We start from the raw sequence: 18,761 nt of genomic DNA on the forward strand, positions 1-18,761 counted from the left end.
GAGCGGCTATGAGCCAGATTTTCCAACGCGCCAAAGCGCCCGCCCGACTGGTCGGTACGCCGCTGCAACGCTGGGCCACGCGGGTAAAAATGCAGCATGGCCGTAAGCTGGTCATTGCTCTGCCGTATGTCTGGCTGGTGCTGTTGTTTCTGCTACCGTTTCTGACGGTGCTGAAGATCAGCTTCGCGGACATTGCACGGGCGATTCCCCCTTACACCGAGCTGGTGAGCTGGGCAGATGATCAGTTCAGCATCGTGCTCAACTTCGGTAACTACCTGACGCTGACCGATGATCCGCTCTACATTGACGCCTATCTGCAGTCGCTGAAAGTGGCGGCGATTTCCACGGTAATCTGTCTGCTGATAGGCTATCCGCTCGCCTGGGCCGTTGCGCACAGCAAGCCGTCGATGCGCACCATCTTGCTGCTGCTGGTGATCCTGCCGTCGTGGACCTCGTTTCTGGTACGCGTCTACGCCTGGATGGGGCTGCTGAACAACAACGGTATCCTCAACCGCTTCCTGCTGTGGCTGGGCGTGATCGATCATCCGCTGGTGATCCTCTACACCAACACCGCGGTCTATATCGGTATCGTCTACTGCTATCTGCCGTTTATGGTGCTGCCAATCTACACGGCACTAACCCGTATCGACTACTCGCTGGTGGAAGCCTCACTGGATCTGGGTGCACGCCCGCTGAAGACCTTTTTCAGCGTGATTGTGCCGCTGACCAAAGGCGGCATTATTGCTGGATCGATGCTGGTGTTTATTCCAGCGGTGGGAGAATACGTGATTCCTGAACTGCTGGGTGGCCCTGACAGCATCATGATTGGCCGTATTCTGTGGCAGGAGTTCTTTAACAACCGCGACTGGCCGGTCGCCTCTGCGCTGGCGGTGATTATTCTGCTGATCCTGATTCTGCCGATCATCTGGTTCCATAAGCATCAAAACCGTGAAATGGGAGAGAAGGCATGAATAATCTGCCCACCATTCGCTCACCCTGGCGAACCGGCATTCTGGTCTGCTGCTTCCTGTTCCTCTATGCGCCGATGCTGCTGCTGGTGGTTTACTCCTTTAACAGCTCACCGCTGGTGACGGTGTGGGAGAATTTCTCCTTCCACTGGTACAAGGTGCTGTTTGAGGACAGCGCGATGATCGACGCAGTGCTACTGAGTCTGAGCATTGCCGGGCTGTCGGCCACCATGGCGGTAGTGCTGGGCACGCTGGCGGCGGTAATCATCGTGCGCTTTGGTCGCTTCCGCGGGCACAACGGTTTTGCCTTTATGCTGACGGCACCGCTGGTGATGCCCGATGTGATCACCGGTCTGTCCCTGCTGCTGCTGTTTGTGGCCATGGGCAACGCCTTTGGCTGGCCGAGTGAACGCGGCATGCTGACCATCTGGCTGGCGCACGTCACTTTCTGTACCGCCTATGTGGCGGTGGTGATCAACTCGCGTCTGCGTGAACTGGACCGCTCAATCGAAGAGGCGGCGATGGATTTAGGCGCGACGCCGCTGAAGGTTTTTTTCGTCATTACCGTGCCGATGATTGCGCCGGCAATTGTCACCGGCTGGCTGCTGGCGTTTACTCTGTCTCTCGACGATCTGGTGATTGCCAGCTTTGTTACCGGGCCGGGTGCCACCACGCTGCCGATGGCGATCTTCGCTACCGTACGCCGCGGCGTGAACCCGGAAATCAATGCGCTGGCTTCCCTGATCCTGTTTGTGGTCGGTTTAGTCGGTTTTATCGCCTGGCGATTCATGGCGCACGAAGAAAAACAGCGTTTAAGCGATATTCAGAAAGCTAAACGTGGCTGAAATACGTAACCTTTGCCACTATATGAACGGGCCGGTTTAACCGGCCCGTTTTTCGATCAGGTGGAGTCAGGGACTATGTCAGAAATCTTCAAAAGCAGTGCTACGCTCTCAGACGCACCGGTTCCGGTGACGGTCGCGGGCATTGCCATTATTGCGACCCGCTGCCTGAGCGTACTGATGCTGGCCAATGAGCTGGGTTACAGTGAAATCGCCAACTTTGTTCACCGCAGCGCCCAGTCCTGGGACTCGACGCTTATCTTTATCGCCAGTCAGCTCATCTTCCTGTTCGAACTGCGCTGCGCCTTTACGCTGATGCGCGGCAGTAACCGTGGCCGCTGGGGCTATGTAGCCACGCAGGGGGTTGTGCTGATCTATATGCTGTTTGCTTCGCTGGGCGGGATTTACCCCGAGATTTTCAGCATTGATGGCGACAACAACGTCCAGATTATCCACCACACCCTGTCGCAGAAAATCCCTGACCTGCTGGTGCTGATGCTGCTGTTTCTGCCCGCCAGCAGTCGCGCTTTTTTCAGGAAGCGGTGATACAATCGCGCTCCGCCAGACCCCATCGTTAAGGCTCTACCATGCACTGCGCGCTTTATGACGCTAACCGTTGCCGCTCCTGTCAGTGGCTGGAAAAACCCTATCCCATTCAGCTAGGCGACAAACAGTCGATGCTGGAACAGTTACTGGCTGATCAGCCGGTTGCGGCCTGGCTACCGCCGGTGACATCACCGCAGCAGGCATTCCGTAACAAAGCCAAAATGGTGGTCAGCGGCAGTGTGGAGCGCCCGGTGCTGGGCTTAATTCATCGTGATGGCGAGGCTGTCGATCTCTGCGACTGCCCGCTCTATCCCGCCAGCTTCCAGCCGGTGTTTGCGGCGCTTAAGCCCTTTATTGCCCGTGCCGGACTGACGCCTTATAACGTGGCACGTAAACGCGGCGAGCTGAAATTCCTGCTGATTACCGAAAGTCAGCAGGGCGGCATCATGCTCCGTTTTGTCCTGCGCTCAACCGCCAAACTGAAACAGCTGCGCGCGGCGTTGCCGTGGCTGCAACAGCAGCTGCCGCAGCTGGCGGTGATCTCGGCCAATATTCAGCCGGTACATATGGCGATTCTCGAGGGAGAGGAGGAGATAGCGCTCACGCCCGATCAGTCGCTGGCTGAGAACTTCAATGGTGTGCCGCTGTGGATCCGGCCGCAAAGCTTCTTTCAGACCAATCCGCAGGTTGCCAGCGCGCTCTATGCCACCGCGCGCGACTGGGTGCGTACGCTGCCGGTTAACAGCATGTGGGATCTCTTCTGTGGCGTAGGAGGTTTTGGTCTGCACTGCGCGACACCGGAAATGGCGCTGACCGGCATTGAAATAAGCGCTGAAGCGATTAAATGCGCCCGGCGTTCCGCTGAGATGCTGGGACTGAAAAACGTGCAGTTTGCGGCGCTTGATTCGACGGCGTTTGCGACCGGACGCGACGCGGTGCCACAGCTGGTGCTGGTGAATCCGCCACGTCGCGGAATGGGTCAGGCGCTGTGTGACTATCTCAGCCAGATGGCTCCGGATTATCTGCTCTATTCAAGCTGTAATCCGCAGACCATGGCGCAGGATATTGCCCGGTTGAATGACTATGAGGTCACGAAGGTTCAGCTGTTCGACATGTTCCCGCACACTGCGCATTTTGAGGTGCTGACGCTGTTAACCCGCCGTCAGCACTGAGCCCGGTGAAATTCCCGGCGTTACTCCGGGAACCATTTCTGATTGAGCTGCTGCCAGCTGCCGTTGGCTTTCAGTTCAGTCAGTGCCTGGTTGAACCGATCGCGCAGCGCTGTATTCCCTTTACGCACAGCAATGCCCAGTCCGGTGCCAAAGTAATCTGCATCAGTGACATGCTCACCAACCGTCGCGAGATCCGGATTGGTCTTCAGCCACTGATTCACCACCGCGCTGTCGCCAAAAACGCCATCGAGCCGGCCACTCTTCATATCCAGAATCGCATTCTGATAGCTGTCATACGCCACCACTTTCACGTCCGGATGCTTATCCTGCAGGTATTTCTGGTGGGTAGTGCCGTTTTCAACGCCGATGCGTTTGTCTTTCAAATCACCGAAGCTGCTGAACTTGCCTTTCTGCGCAATCACAATGGCGGAGTTAGCGTAATAGGGCTGGGTAAAATCGACCTGCTTGCTGCGCTCCGTGGTGATATCCATACCGGAAATCACGGCGTCATAGCGGCGGAATTTCAGTGACGGGATCAGGCTGTCGAAGGCATTGTTAGTGAAAGTACACTCCGCTTTCATCTGCTGGCACAGCGCTTTAGCCAGATCGATATCAAATCCGACGAGATGATTTTCTTTGTCCAGAGATTCAAACGGCGGATAGGTAGCTGAAGCAGCGAAGCGAATCGTTTCCGCGGCCTGCGCGGTCATCGCCAGTGAAGCCAGTGCAGCGGCGATAATCCATTTTTTCATTTTATGATTCCTGTGATGTGGTCAGCCAGAGAAGGCGATACCCTGCCATAAAATGAATTTTTATGCAATTAGTGTGATTTTTCAGGCGGAAAGGGCGAGCAGCCTCGCCCGGCATTCAGTTACGCCGTTCAAAGGCCAGAGCGCGTTTTTCGATCAGTCGCATCATCAGCGTCAGCAAACCGTTAACGCAGAGATAAATCAGACCCGCCGCGGCATAGACCGTAATGTCGTAGGTGCGACCATAGAGTAGCTGGCCGTGGCCCATCACCTCCATCAGGGTGATGGTGTAGGCCAGCGAGGTGCCTTTGAACACCAGCACCACTTCGTTGGAGTAGGAGGAGAGGGCGCGTTTAAATGCATAAGGCAGCATAATGCGCAGTGTATCTTTGCGGCTCATGCCGAGTGCCGCGCACGATTGCCACTGTCCGGAAGGAATCGCCCGGACCGCACCGTAAAACAGCTGCGTGGTGTAAGCCGCACTGTTCAGCGATAGCGCCAGCATCGCGCACAGCCACGGCTGCGACAATAAATGCCACAGCCAGGGGATCTGCTGGATCGAGGGGAACTGTCCCGGACCGTAGTAGATCAGGAAGATCTGCACCAGCAGCGGCGTACCGGTAAACAGCGTGATAAACCCTTTTACCAGCGGATTCAGCACGGGTGTTTTCAGCGACAGGATCACGGTGAAGAGCAGCGCGAGCAGCAGCGCCACCACCAGCGAGGCCGCCGTTAGCGTCAGGCTGGTATGCAGCCCTTTCAGGAGTTCAGGCAGATAGGCCAGCATTAGCTGTTCCCCCGTTCAAAGCGGGTCGTGCGCAGTTCGATGCGGCGTAACACCGCCTGGCTGAACAGCGTAATCACTAAGTAGATCGCGGCCGCCACCAGGAACCAGGTAAACGGCTCCTGCGTACGCGTCGCGATACTTTTGGTTTGCAGCATCAGGTCATTGACGCTGATTAGCGAAACCAGCGCGGTATCTTTCAGCAGTACCAGCCATTGATTACCCAGACCCGGCAGGGCGTGACGCCACATCTGCGGCATAATCAGCCGGAGAAAAATGGCCGACTTTTTCATGCCCAGCGCCTGGCCCGACTCCCACTGACCGACCGGCACCGCTTTGAGTGCGCCGCGCAGCGTCTGCGAGGCATAGGCTGCATAGAGCATCGCAAGCGCAATCACACCGCACAGGAATGGACTGACATCGAAGTTCTCTATCTGCATCTGAACCGGCAGTGTAAACAGCGCGAAGTTTAGCGTGAAGCCGTCAGAGAGAGTGAGCAGCAGCTGTGAGGCACCAAAATAGATAAACAGCACCACCAGAATTTCCGGCAGGCCACGGATCAGCGTCACCAGACCGGTGCCAATCCACGCCAGCGGCCTCAGGCGCAGCGACTCCCAGCCGGCGAATATCATCGCCAGCACCAGGCCTGCGATGAGCGCACAAACAGCAAGGCCGACGGTCATCCCGGCGGCGCTTGCGAGGGTCATCATTTCATTCATCAGAGATTACTGCTGGAACCATTTGCTGTAGATGGTTTTGTAGGTGCCGTCTGCTTTGATCTTATCCAGTGCGCCGTTGAATTTGCTCTGCAACTCGGTGTTACCGGTGCGTACGGCAATGCCCAGACCGGTACCAAAGTAGGCTTTGTCCGTCACTTTGTCGCCGACGGCAGCCAGCGCAGCATTCTGCTTCAGCCACTCGTTGACCACAGCGGTGTCACCGAACACGGCATCAATACGGCCATTTTTCAGATCCAGAACGGCATTCTGATAGCTGTCGTAAGGCACAGTGGTAATTTCGCTGTGTTTTTCCGTCAGGTATTTTTGATGGGTGGTGCCGTTCTGAACGCCTACGCGTTTGCCTTTCAGGGCCTCAACGCTGGCGACTTTGCCTTTCTGGGCCACAAACAGCGCAGAATTGTCATAGTAAGGTTTGGTGAACAGGACCTGCTTTTCACGCTCCGGCGTGATATCCATGCCCGCCATCACCGCATCAAAGCGGCGGAACTTCAGGCTCGGGATCAGGCTGTCGAATGCCTGATTGGTGAAAGTACAGGTTGCGTCGATCTCTTTACACAGCGCATTGGCCAGATCGACATCAAAGCCCTGGATCTTATTGTCCGCATCCACAAATTCAAAAGGAGGATAAGAGGCTTCGGTCGCAAAACGAATCGTCTGTGCCGCGGTAGCGCTCAGGCTAAAACCGGCAAGCAGTGCAGCAAGTACCATTTTTTTCATTTTTAGCATCCTGACTTAGTGCGAAAGATAGTGAGCAAACGCGTCGGTTTGCGGCTGTGTAAAGCGGCTGGCATCGCCCTGTTCCACAATGTGACCGTTCTCCATATAAACCACGCGGCTGGCCGTTTTACGTGCCACTTCCACTTCATGGGTCACAATCACCTGGGTAATGCGTGTCTGCGCCAGTTCGCGAATGATACTGACAATCTGTGCGGTAATTTCAGGGTCCAGCGCGGCCGTAGGCTCATCGAAAAGCAGCACCTGTGGCTCCATCATCAGCGCGCGGGCAATGGCCACACGCTGCTGCTGCCCCCCGGAGAGATGCAGCGGAAAGCGATCGCTGTAGGGCGTCAGGCGCAGCCGGTCAAGCAGCTTATCGGCGCGGGCGCGGGCGTCGCTTTTACTGAGGCCCAGAACCCGGCAGGGCGCTTCGATCAGATTCTGCAGCACGGTCAGATGTGGCCAGAGATTATATTGCTGGAACACCATGCCGACGTTCTGACGCAGTTCGCGAATCGCGGCATCAGACGGTTTCTGCGCGAAGTCGAAGTGATTGCCCGCAATTTGCAACTGACCTGAACGGGGCTGCTCCAGCAGATTAAGTACCCGCAGCAGCGAACTCTTGCCCGCACCACTGGGCCCCAGCAGCACCAGGGTCTCGCCTTGCGGACACTCAAGGTTGATGTCGAACAGCGCCTGATGAGCACCGTAGAAGCAGTTTATTGCGTTTAGTTGAATACTCATGCGCCAGATTTGAATAGCTATTAGTGTCGCGGATTTTAACGTCACCAGAATAGTTATGCAATTAAGGTGGGTTAAAATTTGTAAAACAGCAGGTAAACAGCAAAAGCTTAGCACAATATCATGCGCTGTCTGCCGTCAGTAAAAGGCCGTGCGGCGGGCAGCGGCTATAAAAAAAGCGCAGTCACCTGCGGTGGCTGCGCTTCTTATAACCGTTAAATCTGAATTATTTTTTTGATTTTTCAAGCATCTGGCTCAGGCTGCCACCCTCGGCATGCGCAGGGTTCGCCATGTAGCGCACGTCGTCAACGACCCAGCAGGTGCCCTGATGGATCATCAGCACTTCATCCTGCCACTGTTTGCCGTCGCGGCTCAGATCGACCCGCAGCGGGATGTTGCGTGCATCGCGGTTCGGAATGGTGGAGGCATCGGCGACGCGGGCAGCCGTCGGACCCTGTGACAGGCTGGAGAAGAGATCGCCATTGCGCCACTGTGAGCCAGCATTACTGCCGCTGGCCGCCTGAAGGGAGTGATAAAGCGCATCACTCAGGTAAGGGCGATATTTTGCCAGCGTGTTGCTGTCGGGCAGACCCTGCACAGGCTGTTCGACACGCAGATCGTAAAACTTCTGGGCTACCTGGTCAGGACCGCCATCAATACAGGGGGCGGTGCGCTGGCCATTATCCTTAATGACTGGCTCAACGGTGGTACAGGCGCTGAGCAACAGGGCCGCCGGAATTAATAGCGCAAACGCGTTGTTTCTCATCTCGATTTCCTTATGGTTCTCTGGCAAGGTGCCCTTTTTAGCATAGAGTATAGCCGTGCTTTTTAGTCGAAAGAGCCTTAGCCCGGTTTACAACAAGGAGAATGCGATGAAATTTTCAACAACCCCAACGCTGGAAGGTCACAGCATCAGTGAATATTGCGGTGTGGTTACCGGAGAAGCGATTCTGGGTGCCAACATCTTCCGTGATTTTTTCGCGGGCATCCGTGATGTGGTCGGTGGTCGTTCCGGCGCGTATGAGAAAGAGCTGCGTAAAGCACGTGAAATCGCGTTTAAAGAGCTGGAAGAGCAGGCAAAAGCGCTGGGTGCCAACGCTGTGGTCGGTATCGACATTGATTACGAAACGGTTGGCAAAGATGGCAGCATGCAGATGGTCAGCGTCAGCGGCACGGCGGTGATCATTCGTTGAAACGCGGGCTGTTGCTGATACTGGCACTGCTGCTGGCGGGCTGTCACTCCGGGATGGAAGCGCGTGACGGCTACTGGGCCGATCTGCGGCATCCGGCACAGGGCGCGCGACCGCGGGTGAAGGTGATTGTGATCCACTACACCGCCGAAGATTTTTCTTCGTCGCTGGCGACACTTACCGATCGGGAAGTCAGCGCCCACTATCTGATTCCCCGCCAGCCGCCTCAACGCGCCGGTAAAGGCGTTATCTGGCAGCTGGTGCCAGAGCAGCAGCTCGCCTGGCATGCCGGGCCCAGCTTCTGGCGTGGAGCCACACGCATCAATGACACCTCGATTGGCATTGAACTGGTGAACCGGGGGTATCGCCGGACGCTGACCGGCCTCGAATGGCAGCCCTTTACTGCCGCGCAGATCCCCACCCTGGAGGCGCTGGTGCGGGATATTGCACAGCGTTACGACATCCCACCAGAAAACATTGTCGGTCACAGTGATATCGCGCCGCAGCGCAAGCAGGATCCGGGCCCACTGTTCCCGTGGCAGCAACTGGCACAGCGCGGACTCGGTGCCTGGCCCGATGCCGGGCGGGTGCAGCTTTATTTAGCGGGTCAGGATCCACATGCGCGGGTGCCTGTACAGCCGCTCATGGAAAGTCTGCAACGCTACGGTTATGCGGTGACAGCGGGGATGAGTGCGCGTGAGCAGCAGAGGGTGATTGCCGCCTTTCAGATGCATTTCCGGCCTGCGGATTATCGCGGTCAGCCCGATGCCGAAACCGCCGCGATAGCTGCCGCGCTTCTGGATAAGTACGGCGCGTCGCAATAGCGAATTACTGTTGCAGAAACGCTTTCCAGTGGGTGACAACCTGCTCCAGCGCCGCACGGTCAGCATCCAGATGAGTGACCAGTCGGGTGCGTGTTCCCACGCTGATTAACACGCCGCGTGCCTTCATCCACTCGCCTAAGGGTTTAACCTGGGCTTCCGGTACCGCCACGAACAGCATGTTGGTCTGCTGATCGAGGACGCTGACGCCCAGCTCATGCAACTGCTGTCCCAGCCAGGCGGCATTGTCATGATCCTCCTGCAGTCGCGCCACGTTGTGCTCTAACGCATAGAGACCCGCCGCCGCCAGAATACCCGCCTGACGCATGCCGCCGCCGGTCATTTTGCGCCAGCGACGGGCGCGCTCAATCAGCGCCGTATTGCCACACAGCAGCGAACCGACGGGTGTGCCCAGACCTTTAGAGAGACAGATGGTCAGGGTGTCACAATAGCGGGCGATCGCCGTCAGCGTGGTCTTCTGCGCAACCACGGCGTTGAAAATGCGCGCGCCATCAATATGCAGCGCCAGCTTGTGCTCGCGGGTGAAGGTCCAGGCCTGGTCCAGATAATCCAGCGGCAGCACTTTACCGTGATGGGTGTTCTCCAGACTCAGCAGACGGGTGCGGGCAAAGTGAATATCATCCGGCTTAATGGCCGCTGCCACCACATCGAGCGGCAGGGTGCCATCATCGGCGGCCAGCACCGGCTGCGGCTGAATGCTGCCCAGCACCGCCGCACCGCCCGCTTCATATTTGTAGTTGTGCGCCTGCTGACCGACGATATATTCATCGCCGCGCTCGCAGTGGCTGAGCAACGCCACCAGATTTGCCTGGGTGCCGGTCGGGAAAAACAGTGCCGCGGCTTTGCCGCTCAGTCGTGCTGCTTCCGCCTCCAGCGCATTCACGGTGGGATCGTCACGGTAGACGTCATCACCGATTTCGGCTGACATCATCGCGCTTAACATGGCGGCGCTGGGCCGGGTCACGGTATCACTGCGTAAATCGATCACCTTATGCTCCTGGATGTGGCGAAAGAGAAAAAAAGGCGGGCATCGCGCCCGCCTGGATGGAGCCTCTGTTTTACCGCAGCCAGTTGGTTTTCGCCAGTTCTACCACCTCATCACCGCGACCGTTCATGATGGCGCGCAGCATGTAGAGACTGAAGCCTTTGGCCTGCTCCATTTTGATCTGCGGTGGCATGGCCAGTTCCTCTTTGGCGGTGATGACATCGACCAGCACCGGGCCATCATGGGCAAACGCCTGCTCCAGCGCGCCATTCAGTTCTGACGCCTTTTCTACCCGGATGCCACGAATGCCGCAGGCCTGGGCGATAGCAGCAAAGTCGGGATTTTCCAGCTCCGTGCCGTCGGTGAGATAGCCACCGGCCTTCATCTCCATCGCCACAAAGCCCAGCACACTGTTGTTAAAGATCACCAGTTTTACCGGCATTTTCAGCTGCGCCAGCGAGATGAAATCGCCCATCAGCATGCTGAAGCCGCCGTCGCCGCACAGCGCCACGACCTGACGGTTGCGATCAATCGACTGCGCACCCAGCGCCTGTGGCATCGCGTTAGCCATTGAGCCATGGTTAAACGAACCCAGCAGGCGACGTCTGCCGTTCATCTTCAGGTAGCGCGCCGCCCAGACGGTCGGGGTTCCGACATCGCAGGTAAAAATAGCGTCGTCGCTGGCGTAATGGCTGATCTGCTGTGCCAGATATTGCGGATGAATCGGCTGCTTGTCGTTGGGTTGCGCCAGCTCGTCGAGACTTTTGCGCGCCTCGCCATAATGCTTAACCGCGCTGTCGAGATGTTTGCGATCGCTTTTGGGCGTCAGTTGCGGCAGCAGCGCCTGCAGCGTGCTTTTCACATCGCCAACATAAGCCTGATCGACGTGACAATGTGATCCGAGGCTGCCCGGATTGATATCGATCTGAATGATCTTGGCGTTTTCCGGATAGAAGGCGCGATAGGGGAACTGGGTGCCAAGCAACACCAGCGTCCCGGCATTCATCATGGCGTGGAAACCGGATGAGAACCCGATCAGGCCGGTCATGCCAACATCATAAGGGTTATCATATTCGATGTGTTCTTTGCCGCGCAGCGCATGGACGACAGGGGCTTTCAGCGCTTCGGCCAGCGCGACCACTTCCTGATGCGCACCAGCGCAGCCACTGCCGCACAGCAGCGTAATGTCAGTGGCCTCGTTCAGCGTCTGTGCCAGCCGGGCCAGTTCGGCGGGCTGCGGCAGGACCTGCGGTAACTGCGGCGGATACCACTCAGTGCTGGCGCTTTCCGGTGCCAGTTTCAGCGCAATATCACCTGGCAGTACCACAACCGAGACGCCGCGATTCAGAATCGCTTTTCGCATGGCGATGCCCAGAACCTGGGGTAACTGCTCAGGATTCGAGACCAGCTCACAGTAGTGGCTGCATTCGCGGAACAGCTCCTGCGGATGGGTTTCCTGAAAATAGCCGCTGCCGATTTCGCTGGAGGGGATGTGCGCGGCAATCGCCAGAACCGGAACGCGGTTACGATGGCAGTCGAACAAACCGTTGATGAGATGTAAATTGCCCGGCCCGCAGGAACCGGCGCAGACCGCCAGTTCGCCGCTGATGTGCGCTTCCGCGCCCGCCGCAAAGGCAGCCACTTCTTCGTGGCGCGTCGGCATCCATTCGATGGTGCCCATGCGATTGAGACTGTCGCTCAGGCCGTTCAGGGAGTCCCCGGTGACACCCCAGATGCGTTTGACGCCCGCGCTTTCCAGCGTTTTGGCGACCAGCGCCGCCACGGTTTGTTTCATGCTCTTCTCCTTTGTCGGCCCGTACTAAAGAGTGACGTGACCAGAACCGAAAAAAGAAGCGTAGACGACACGGCAGAAAAGCAGACGTGAAAAAATGCGCTGGCAGAGCTCAGCCCATCTCAGACCGGGGTCAGGCAGAGAAGAGGGCGATCAGAATCGGGGCCAGCAGGCTCATGACAAAACCGTGCACAATGGCAGCAGGGACAATCTCGTTGCCGCCCGCCCGCTGCAGCACCGGCAGGGTAAAGTCCATTGAGGTGGCTCCGCACAGGCCCAGTGCACTCGAACGATGACGGCCAATCAGTGCCGGGATCAGCATGATGGCGACCAGTTCACGTACCAGGTCGTTGAAGAAGGCGGCGCTGCCGATGACCGGGCCAAAGGCTTCGGTCATCAGAATGCCTGAGAGGGAGTACCAGCCAAAGCCGCTGGCTAGTGCCAGACCAGTCTTCAGTGGCATGCCCAGCACCAGCGCGGCAATCAGGCCCCCGATCAGCGCGCTGACCAGCACGACAACGGCCACCAGCATGCCACGACGGTTCAGGATAATCTGACGCAGCGTCATGCCACTGCCACGCAGCTGAATACCCACCAGAAACAGCAGGAAAATCAGCGCATATTCGCTGGCGGTTGAGGCGTGATGCAGCAGCGGCCACTGGGTCAGGCCAAGCAGAAAACCAAGGACAACGACGCCGCACAGTTTCAGGGAGTCCAGCGCCATATGCAGCCGTGATGGCAGTTTCTCCTGCCGGTGCGCATGCTGCCAGGGAGCATATTTTTCCAGTCCGCGCAGTGCCAGCAGGTTACACAGCAGAATGCAGAACGCCGCTACCAGCGCGGTGTGAAAAACCGCCAGCAGGTTGCTGCTCAGATTGTCGAGAAAGGCCAGACTGATGCCCATAAAGAAGAGAATCACGTAAACCATCCAGCCCAGCAGCTGATTTACCCGGCGCAGGGTGTCGGTTTTGCGGAAAGGTAGCAACCAGCCGGCGATCAGCGGCAGCAGAATAATCAGAAGTCCGGAGTACATATCAATGCCATCCATGGGGGAAGAGGCAACACGCTAGCGAAAAAGCGTATTGGAGTAAACCCCATAGCAGCTTGACCGGTTCGCTGGCGGCAACCATGCTGTTTATAACCTGAGGATGGACGCCTATGATTCTGGAACATATCGATATTCGCGGTTTCCGCGGCATCAACAAGCTCTCACTTCCTTTAACCCGGACTAATCTGCTGATTGGTGAGAATGCCTGGGGCAAATCCAGCCTGCTGGATGCCCTGAGCCTGTTACTTTCGCCTAACGAACCGGCCTATGTTTTTACCCAGGCTGATTTCCATTTCACCCCAGGCGATGTGGCCGATCCCATGCGCCGTCTGTCAGTCGTATTTCATTTTCGCGATGATGGCTGCGACCCGGATGCTGTGCTCTCAACGTTCTGGCAGCGCGATGCTCAGGGCCAGCGTCGGCTTTATTACAGCGTCAGCGCGATCTGGCGTGACAGCGGCATCGAAACCCGACGCCGTTTCGTTGATGTGAACGCGCAGCTGTTGCCAGAGCAACATTGCGCGGCGGCCATTGACCTGTTGCTGAAACGCTATCCGGTGCTGCGACTGCGCGATGCGCGCTTTAGTAAGCGGACGCGTAACAGTGCGCCGGTGGCTACTCCACATCCTGAGGTGCTGGCGAGCATGGCGTCGCTGGCGCGCGATCTGGAACACTATCCTCAGCAGCTCAGTGATGAGGTGCTGCGACAGGGGCTGAAGACCATGCAGCAACTGATGCAGCACTATTTTCTGGTGCAGTTGCCCGATGCGGGCAATGAACTCAGGTCGCGGGATCCACAGACACGCGACGGGGAAAAAGGATGGAGGGCGCTGGATCAGCTCAATCAGCTGATAGCCGGAACCGACTCCCGCAGTCGTCAGCTGATTCTGCTGCAGATGTTTACCCTGTTGATTGAGGCGCGAGGCGACGTCCCGCTGGCCGCTGATGCCCGGCCGCTGCTGCTGATTGAAGATCCGGAAACCCGTCTGCATCCGATTATGCTGTCGGTGGCGTGGAACCTGCTAAAGCTGTTGCCGCTGCAAAAAATCGCCACCACCAATTCTGCTGAGCTTCTGTCTCAGGTGCCGGTAGAAAACGTCTGTCGTCTGGTACGCGGCCCCTCGCGCGTGACCGCCTGGCGCATCGGGCCAGAAGGGCTGAGTGCCGAAGAGAGCCGGCGCATCGGCTTCCATATTCGCGTCAACCGGCCTGCGGCGCTGTTTGCCCGTTGCTGGCTGCTGGTGGAGGGGGAAACCGAAGTCTGGATTATGAATGAGCTGGCACAGCAGTGCGGTTACAACTTTGCGGCTGAAGGGGTTAAGGTAATTGAGTTTGCGCAGTCGGGCTTAAAGCCGCTACTGAAGTTTGCCCGTCGCATGGGCATCGCCTGGCATGTGCTGACAGACGGCGATCAGGCGGGTAACAAATATGCCAGCACGGCACGCACGCAGTTACAGCCCGGCGATCCTGAGCTGCGTTTTCTGACGCAGTTACCGGCGCTGGATATGGAGAATTTTCTCTATCACCAGGGCTTCCAGGATGTCTATCATCAGATGGCGCACCTGCCGTTAAACGTTCCCATGAGTTCCAGGTGTATTATTACTAAAGCGATTCATCATAGTTCTAAACCTGAACTCGCCATCGCGGTGGCGACGTCAGCAGCGGAACGCGGGCCGGAGGCCATCCCGCCGTTAATACGGGAGATGTTTGCCCGGGTGATTCGGCTGGCGCAGCGCCAGGCAGATTAAGTCTGCTTCGTAAAGAAAAATGCCAGCGGCACTGGCTGGCATTTTTAGGTCACTGTTCAGAGGTGGGGTATGTATCACGCCACGGCCTGTATCTCAACCGGCACGATGAGGCTGGCGTGATTGCCTTTCGGGCCTTCATGAACATCGAACTGAACCTGCTGGCCTGCCTTTAGCGTGCGGTAGCCTTCCATCTGAATGGTGGAGTAGTGTGCAAAAATATCGTCGCCACCGCCAACCGGACAGATAAAGCCAAAGCCTTTGGAATTATTGAACCATTTAACTGTGCCCGTCTCCATGCTTTTACTTCCCTCGCAAGACATTTTATAAGTAGGTGAGGTCTTACAGGCTGTGAGTCGGATTTGATTAAAACTCAATCAGCGTGTGCAGGTAGAATGTAGAGAAAGCGCCGCTGGCGTCAAGCAAACCACCGGGCCAGGTGGAGAAAAAATCATCAAAATTTGAGGTAGTTAACGCTATTGCAAATTTTGTGATGCAGGTCGCGCAAGGGAATTTCTGAATAAATTTTCAGCAGCGACCAGGAGCTTGACAGGCATGTTAAACTCTCAACATGTAGCCAATAAAAGGCTCAAAGCAAAATCTCAACGGAACACTATGGCAAACACAAACGACTGGCTTAATTTTGAACATCTGGCCGAAGACAAAGTACGCGAAGGGTTAAAGCCGCCTTCTATGTATAAAGTCATTCTGAATAATGACGATTATACACCTATGGAATTTGTTATTGACGTCGTGCAAAAGTTCTTTTCTTATGATGTTGAACGTGCAACGCAGCTGATGTTGAAAGTTCACTATCACGGCAAGGCGATCTGTGGTGTATTTACAGCAGAAGTCGCCGAAACAAAAGCGGCCCAGGTGAACAACTATGCGCGGGAAAATCATCATCCGTTGCTGTGTACGCTGGAAAAAGCCTGAACCCGTCTCCATATAGGAAACTGGTAAGGGCGATAATTGGGGGAGGTGCCTAATGCTCAATCAAGAACTGGAACTCAGTTTAAATATGGCTTTCGCCAGAGCGCGTGAGCACCGTCATGAGTTTATGACCGTCGAGCATCTGTTACTGGCGTTGCTCAGTAACCCGTCGGCCAGAGAGGCACTGGAAGCCTGTACGGTGGACATTGTGGCTCTGCGGCAGGAACTCGAAGCCTTCATCGAACAAACCACGCCGGTGCTGCCCGCCAGCGAAGAGGAGCGTGACACTCAACCGACGCTCAGCTTCCAGCGCGTGTTGCAGCGTGCGGTTTTCCATGTCCAGTCATCCGGTCGCAGCGAAGTCACCGGGGCAAATGTGCTGGTCGCCATCTTCAGCGAGCAGGAGTCGCAAGCGGCCTATCTGTTACGCAAACATGAAGTCAGCCGCCTTGATGTGGTGAATTTCATCTCTCATGGTACGCGCAAAGACGAACCGGGCCAGGCGCCAGGCGCTGAAAATCCGGTTAACGAAGAGCAAGCAGGCGGGGAGGATCGTATGGAAAACTTCACCACCAATCTTAATCAGCTTGCTCGCGTCGGTGGTATCGATCCACTGATTGGTCGCGATAAAGAGCTGGAACGTACTATTCAGGTACTGTGCCGTCGTCGTAAAAATAACCCGCTGCTGGTGGGTGAATCGGGTGTGGGTAAAACCGCCATTGCAGAAGGTCTCGCCTGGCGTATCGAGCAGGGCGATGTACCGGAAGTGATGAAAGACTGCACCATCTACTCGCTGGACATCGGTTCATTGCTGGCGGGCACCAAATACCGTGGTGATTTTGAGAAACGTTTCAAAGCGCTGCTTAAGCAACTTGAACAGGACGAACACAGCATTCTGTTTATCGATGAGATCCATACCATCATCGGTGCGGGTGCCGCGTCCGGCGGCCAGGTTGATGCCGCTAACCTGATCAAGCCACTGCTTTCTTCAGGCAAGATTCGCGTGATGGGTTCCACCACGTATCAGGAATTCAGCAACATCTTCGAAAAAGATCGTGCTCTGGCGCGTCGCTTCCAGAAGATCGATATCACGGAGCCTTCCGTTGAAGAGACCGTACAAATCCTGAATGGTCTGAAAACTAAGTACGAAGCGCATCACGATGTGCGTTATACCGCGAAAGCGGTGCGTGCAGCCGTGGAACTGGCGGTGAAATATATCAACGATCGTCATCTGCCTGACAAGGCGATTGATGTGATTGATGAAGCGGGCGCGCGTGCGCGCCTGATGCCGGCCAGTAAGCGTAAAAAAACCATCAATGTCTCTGACATTGAAACCGTGGTGGCCCGTATTGCCCGTATTCCTGAGCAAAGCGTGTCGGCAACCGATCGCGATACGCTGAGAAATCTGGGTGATCGCCTGAAGATGCTGGTGTTTGGTCAGGACAACGCCATTGCGGTGCTGACGGAAGCAATCAAAATGAGCCGCGCGGGTCTGGGTCAGGACCGTAAGCCGGTCGGTTCCTTCCTGTTTGCCGGACCAACCGGTGTGGGTAAAACGGAAGTCACCGTGCAGCTGGCGAAAGCACTGGGCATTGAGCTGCTGCGCTTTGATATGTCTGAGTACATGGAGCGTCACACCGTTAGTCGTCTGATTGGTGCACCTCCGGGTTACGTTGGATTTGATCAGGGTGGCCTGCTGACGGATGCGGTAATCAAGCATCCTCATGCAGTCGTGCTGCTGGATGAGATTGAGAAAGCGCACCCGGATGTCTTTAATCTGCTGCTTCAGGTGATGGATAACGGCATGCTGACCGACAACAACGGCCGTAAGGCAGACTTCCGTAACGTGGTGCTGGTGATGACCACCAACGCCGGTGTGCGTGAGACAGAACGTAAGTCGATTGGCCTGATTCATCAGGACAACAGCACCGATGCGATGGAGGAGATCAAAAAGATCTTTACGCCAGAGTTTCGTAACCGTCTCGACAACATCATCTGGTTCAGTCACCTGTCACCAGAGGTGATCCATCAGGTGGTCGACAAGTTTATTGTCGAGTTGCAGGCGCAGCTGGATGCGAAAGGCGTATCGCTGGAAGTCAGTGATGAAGCACGTGACTGGCTGGCTGAGAAGGGCTACGACAAAGCGATGGGCGCACGTCCGATGGCGCGCACCGTGCAGGATAGCCTGAAGAAACCGTTAGCTAACGAACTGCTGTTTGGTTCGCTGGTGGATGGCGGCTCAGTATCCGTCGCGCTGGATCGTGAAAAAGGTGAACTGACCTATCACTTCCTGAGCGCTGAAAAACGCAAAACCGAAGGCACTGTGCATTAATCCCCTGCTGCAGATGTGAAAAAGGCCGGATGTTAATCCGGCCTTTTTTTTCGCTACAATGTGCAGAGCGATGAGATTACTGCAAATTAGCGACTACGGAAGACAATGCGGCCTTTGCTCAGGTCGTACGGGGTCAACTCAACGGTCACTTTGTCACCCGTCAGGATACGGATGTAGTTTTTGCGCATTTTACCGGAGATATGAGCAGTAACCACGTGTCCGTTTTCGAGTTCTACGCGGAACATGGTGTTAGGTAACGTATCCAGTACGGTACCTTGCATTTCAATATTGTCTTCTTTGGCCATCGAATCCTCTGGGTGTACTACCTTTCAGTTGAACCGGCAAGATAATGCCCAATTCAACGATTTATGTAAAGAACCGTCGGCGATTTTGCCAACGCTTTGCCGGGGTGCACGTCAGTTGCGCGCATCCGGTAAAATTAGGGTGTTTAAGGTGACGTCTGCAGGGGATTAGCGGGCTAAGAATCTGAATCAACCGGTTACATGCGCACGATTGAAAACAGTTCCGAGAGTGCGTTGAGATTCCCAGCCTGGCAATTCCGGCTCGTTATTGCGAAGCGCGGACGACATACCAAACTCGACTATTATACCACTTATACGCCTTTATGTGTGCAA

Annotated in this window: 20 protein-coding genes; 9 read left to right on the plus strand and 11 right to left on the minus strand. The window is 56.1% G+C overall.

Translation table 11 applies throughout. From position 1 onward, the window contains the following. The first annotated feature begins 8 nt into the window (after positions 1-8). From potH to rlmC, 4 genes are all read left to right on the plus strand, one after another. On the plus strand, positions 9-971 hold the full coding sequence (potH, locus tag F3I20_RS10440) for a putrescine ABC transporter permease PotH (protein ID WP_003849283.1): 963 nt from the start codon (positions 9-11) through the stop codon (positions 969-971). Continuing rightward, on the plus strand, positions 968-1,813 hold the full coding sequence (gene potI, locus F3I20_RS10445) for a putrescine ABC transporter permease PotI (RefSeq protein ID WP_150015254.1): 846 nt from the start codon (positions 968-970) through the stop codon (positions 1,811-1,813). The genes potH and potI overlap by 4 nt, the downstream gene beginning before the upstream one ends. Before the next feature lie 75 nt (positions 1,814-1,888). Further along, positions 1,889-2,356 (plus strand): YbjO family protein, encoded by a 468-nt coding sequence (locus tag F3I20_RS10450; RefSeq protein ID WP_150015253.1) that lies wholly within the window; start codon positions 1,889-1,891, stop codon positions 2,354-2,356. A gap of 41 nt (positions 2,357-2,397) precedes the next feature. Beyond that, a complete protein-coding gene (rlmC, locus tag F3I20_RS10455; protein ID WP_150015252.1) occupies positions 2,398-3,528 on the plus strand; it encodes a 23S rRNA (uracil(747)-C(5))-methyltransferase RlmC in 1,131 nt (376 codons plus the stop codon). Between the two features lie 20 nt (positions 3,529-3,548). Here the strand turns inward: rlmC and F3I20_RS10460 are convergent, their stop codons facing one another. The 6 genes from F3I20_RS10460 to F3I20_RS10485 form a co-directional block, all read right to left on the minus strand. Then, positions 3,549-4,280 carry an arginine ABC transporter substrate-binding protein gene (locus F3I20_RS10460; protein WP_150015251.1) on the minus strand — a complete coding sequence of 244 codons (732 nt, stop codon included), beginning with the start codon at positions 4,278-4,280 and terminating at the stop codon, positions 3,549-3,551. Positions 4,281-4,395: 115 nt separating this feature from the next. After that, positions 4,396-5,064 carry an arginine ABC transporter permease ArtM gene (gene artM, locus F3I20_RS10465; protein WP_150015250.1) on the minus strand — a complete coding sequence of 223 codons (669 nt, stop codon included), beginning with the start codon at positions 5,062-5,064 and terminating at the stop codon, positions 4,396-4,398. Further along, the gene (gene artQ / locus F3I20_RS10470; RefSeq protein ID WP_150015249.1) at positions 5,064-5,780 is read right to left on the minus strand and encodes an arginine ABC transporter permease ArtQ; all 717 of its coding nucleotides are present in this window, start codon (positions 5,778-5,780) and stop codon (positions 5,064-5,066) included. Before artQ ends, artM begins: the two co-directional genes overlap by 1 nt. A gap of 6 nt (positions 5,781-5,786) precedes the next feature. After that, positions 5,787-6,518, minus strand: coding sequence for an arginine ABC transporter substrate-binding protein (artJ, locus tag F3I20_RS10475; protein WP_150015248.1), 732 nt, complete (start codon positions 6,516-6,518; stop codon positions 5,787-5,789). A 15-nt stretch (positions 6,519-6,533) separates the two neighbouring features. Then, on the minus strand, positions 6,534-7,262 hold the full coding sequence (gene artP / locus F3I20_RS10480; RefSeq protein ID WP_150015247.1) for an arginine ABC transporter ATP-binding protein ArtP: 729 nt from the start codon (positions 7,260-7,262) through the stop codon (positions 6,534-6,536). A 223-nt stretch (positions 7,263-7,485) separates the two neighbouring features. Next, complete coding sequence (locus F3I20_RS10485; protein WP_150015246.1) at positions 7,486-8,025, minus strand: lipoprotein; 540 nt, start codon at positions 8,023-8,025, stop codon at positions 7,486-7,488. A 106-nt stretch (positions 8,026-8,131) separates the two neighbouring features. Between F3I20_RS10485 and F3I20_RS10490 the strand changes: the two genes are divergently transcribed. Next, the gene (locus tag F3I20_RS10490) at positions 8,132-8,452 is read left to right on the plus strand and encodes a heavy metal-binding domain-containing protein (RefSeq protein ID WP_150059917.1); all 321 of its coding nucleotides are present in this window, start codon (positions 8,132-8,134) and stop codon (positions 8,450-8,452) included. Further along, positions 8,449-9,273, plus strand: coding sequence for an N-acetylmuramoyl-L-alanine amidase (locus F3I20_RS10495; RefSeq protein ID WP_150015244.1), 825 nt, complete (start codon positions 8,449-8,451; stop codon positions 9,271-9,273). Before F3I20_RS10490 ends, F3I20_RS10495 begins: the two co-directional genes overlap by 4 nt. Before the next feature lie 4 nt (positions 9,274-9,277). Here F3I20_RS10495 and ltaE read toward each other — a convergent pair whose 3' ends face one another. The 3 genes from ltaE to F3I20_RS10510 form a co-directional block, all read right to left on the minus strand. Beyond that, positions 9,278-10,279, minus strand: coding sequence for a low-specificity L-threonine aldolase (gene ltaE / locus F3I20_RS10500; protein WP_150015243.1), 1,002 nt, complete (start codon positions 10,277-10,279; stop codon positions 9,278-9,280). A 70-nt stretch (positions 10,280-10,349) separates the two neighbouring features. Beyond that, positions 10,350-12,071 (minus strand): ubiquinone-dependent pyruvate dehydrogenase, encoded by a 1,722-nt coding sequence (gene poxB, locus F3I20_RS10505; RefSeq protein WP_150037160.1) that lies wholly within the window; start codon positions 12,069-12,071, stop codon positions 10,350-10,352. A gap of 130 nt (positions 12,072-12,201) precedes the next feature. After that, positions 12,202-13,101 (minus strand): LysO family transporter, encoded by a 900-nt coding sequence (locus F3I20_RS10510; RefSeq protein ID WP_150015241.1) that lies wholly within the window; start codon positions 13,099-13,101, stop codon positions 12,202-12,204. A 125-nt stretch (positions 13,102-13,226) separates the two neighbouring features. Between F3I20_RS10510 and F3I20_RS10515 the strand changes: the two genes are divergently transcribed. Further along, positions 13,227-14,864 carry an ATP-dependent nuclease gene (locus F3I20_RS10515; protein WP_150015240.1) on the plus strand — a complete coding sequence of 546 codons (1,638 nt, stop codon included), beginning with the start codon at positions 13,227-13,229 and terminating at the stop codon, positions 14,862-14,864. A gap of 74 nt (positions 14,865-14,938) precedes the next feature. Here the strand turns inward: F3I20_RS10515 and cspD are convergent, their stop codons facing one another. Further along, positions 14,939-15,160, minus strand: coding sequence for a cold shock-like protein CspD (cspD, locus tag F3I20_RS10520; RefSeq protein ID WP_013357297.1), 222 nt, complete (start codon positions 15,158-15,160; stop codon positions 14,939-14,941). Positions 15,161-15,476: 316 nt separating this feature from the next. Here cspD and clpS point away from each other — a divergent pair, with 316 nt between their 5' ends. Next, positions 15,477-15,797 carry an ATP-dependent Clp protease adapter ClpS gene (gene clpS / locus F3I20_RS10525; RefSeq protein WP_003849318.1) on the plus strand — a complete coding sequence of 107 codons (321 nt, stop codon included), beginning with the start codon at positions 15,477-15,479 and terminating at the stop codon, positions 15,795-15,797. Between the two features lie 52 nt (positions 15,798-15,849). Next, positions 15,850-18,126 carry an ATP-dependent Clp protease ATP-binding subunit ClpA gene (gene clpA / locus F3I20_RS10530; protein ID WP_150015239.1) on the plus strand — a complete coding sequence of 759 codons (2,277 nt, stop codon included), beginning with the start codon at positions 15,850-15,852 and terminating at the stop codon, positions 18,124-18,126. Between the two features lie 86 nt (positions 18,127-18,212). Here clpA and infA read toward each other — a convergent pair whose 3' ends face one another. Beyond that, positions 18,213-18,431 carry a translation initiation factor IF-1 gene (infA, locus tag F3I20_RS10535; protein WP_002211347.1) on the minus strand — a complete coding sequence of 73 codons (219 nt, stop codon included), beginning with the start codon at positions 18,429-18,431 and terminating at the stop codon, positions 18,213-18,215. Positions 18,432-18,761 lie beyond the last annotated feature (330 nt).

Source organism: Candidatus Pantoea gossypiicola (assembly GCF_008632075.1).
Classification (GTDB): Bacteria; Pseudomonadota; Gammaproteobacteria; order Enterobacterales; family Enterobacteriaceae; genus Pantoea; species Pantoea gossypiicola.

Excerpts from the sequence above, each read along its gene's own strand:
- rlmC (WP_150015252.1), top strand. The coding sequence starts at position 2,398 with ATGCACTGCGCGCTTTATGACGCTAACCGTTGCCGCTCCTGTCAGTGG.
- poxB (WP_150037160.1), bottom strand. The coding sequence starts at position 12,071 with ATGAAACAAACCGTGGCGGCGCTGGTCGCCAAAACGCTGGAAAGCGCG.
- clpA (WP_150015239.1), top strand. The coding sequence starts at position 15,850 with ATGCTCAATCAAGAACTGGAACTCAGTTTAAATATGGCTTTCGCCAGA.
- artP (WP_150015247.1), bottom strand. The coding sequence starts at position 7,262 with ATGAGTATTCAACTAAACGCAATAAACTGCTTCTACGGTGCTCATCAG.
- artQ (WP_150015249.1), bottom strand. The coding sequence starts at position 5,780 with ATGAATGAAATGATGACCCTCGCAAGCGCCGCCGGGATGACCGTCGGC.
- F3I20_RS10515 (WP_150015240.1), top strand. The coding sequence starts at position 13,227 with ATGATTCTGGAACATATCGATATTCGCGGTTTCCGCGGCATCAACAAG.
- cspD (WP_013357297.1), bottom strand. The coding sequence starts at position 15,160 with ATGGAGACGGGCACAGTTAAATGGTTCAATAATTCCAAAGGCTTTGGC.
- potH (WP_003849283.1), top strand. The coding sequence starts at position 9 with ATGAGCCAGATTTTCCAACGCGCCAAAGCGCCCGCCCGACTGGTCGGT.
- clpS (WP_003849318.1), top strand. The coding sequence starts at position 15,477 with ATGGCAAACACAAACGACTGGCTTAATTTTGAACATCTGGCCGAAGAC.
- artJ (WP_150015248.1), bottom strand. The coding sequence starts at position 6,518 with ATGAAAAAAATGGTACTTGCTGCACTGCTTGCCGGTTTTAGCCTGAGC.
- F3I20_RS10460 (WP_150015251.1), bottom strand. The coding sequence starts at position 4,280 with ATGAAAAAATGGATTATCGCCGCTGCACTGGCTTCACTGGCGATGACC.
- F3I20_RS10490 (WP_150059917.1), top strand. The coding sequence starts at position 8,132 with ATGAAATTTTCAACAACCCCAACGCTGGAAGGTCACAGCATCAGTGAA.
- F3I20_RS10510 (WP_150015241.1), bottom strand. The coding sequence starts at position 13,101 with ATGTACTCCGGACTTCTGATTATTCTGCTGCCGCTGATCGCCGGCTGG.
- artM (WP_150015250.1), bottom strand. The coding sequence starts at position 5,064 with ATGCTGGCCTATCTGCCTGAACTCCTGAAAGGGCTGCATACCAGCCTG.
- F3I20_RS10485 (WP_150015246.1), bottom strand. The coding sequence starts at position 8,025 with ATGAGAAACAACGCGTTTGCGCTATTAATTCCGGCGGCCCTGTTGCTC.
- potI (WP_150015254.1), top strand. The coding sequence starts at position 968 with ATGAATAATCTGCCCACCATTCGCTCACCCTGGCGAACCGGCATTCTG.
- F3I20_RS10450 (WP_150015253.1), top strand. The coding sequence starts at position 1,889 with ATGTCAGAAATCTTCAAAAGCAGTGCTACGCTCTCAGACGCACCGGTT.
- infA (WP_002211347.1), bottom strand. The coding sequence starts at position 18,431 with ATGGCCAAAGAAGACAATATTGAAATGCAAGGTACCGTACTGGATACG.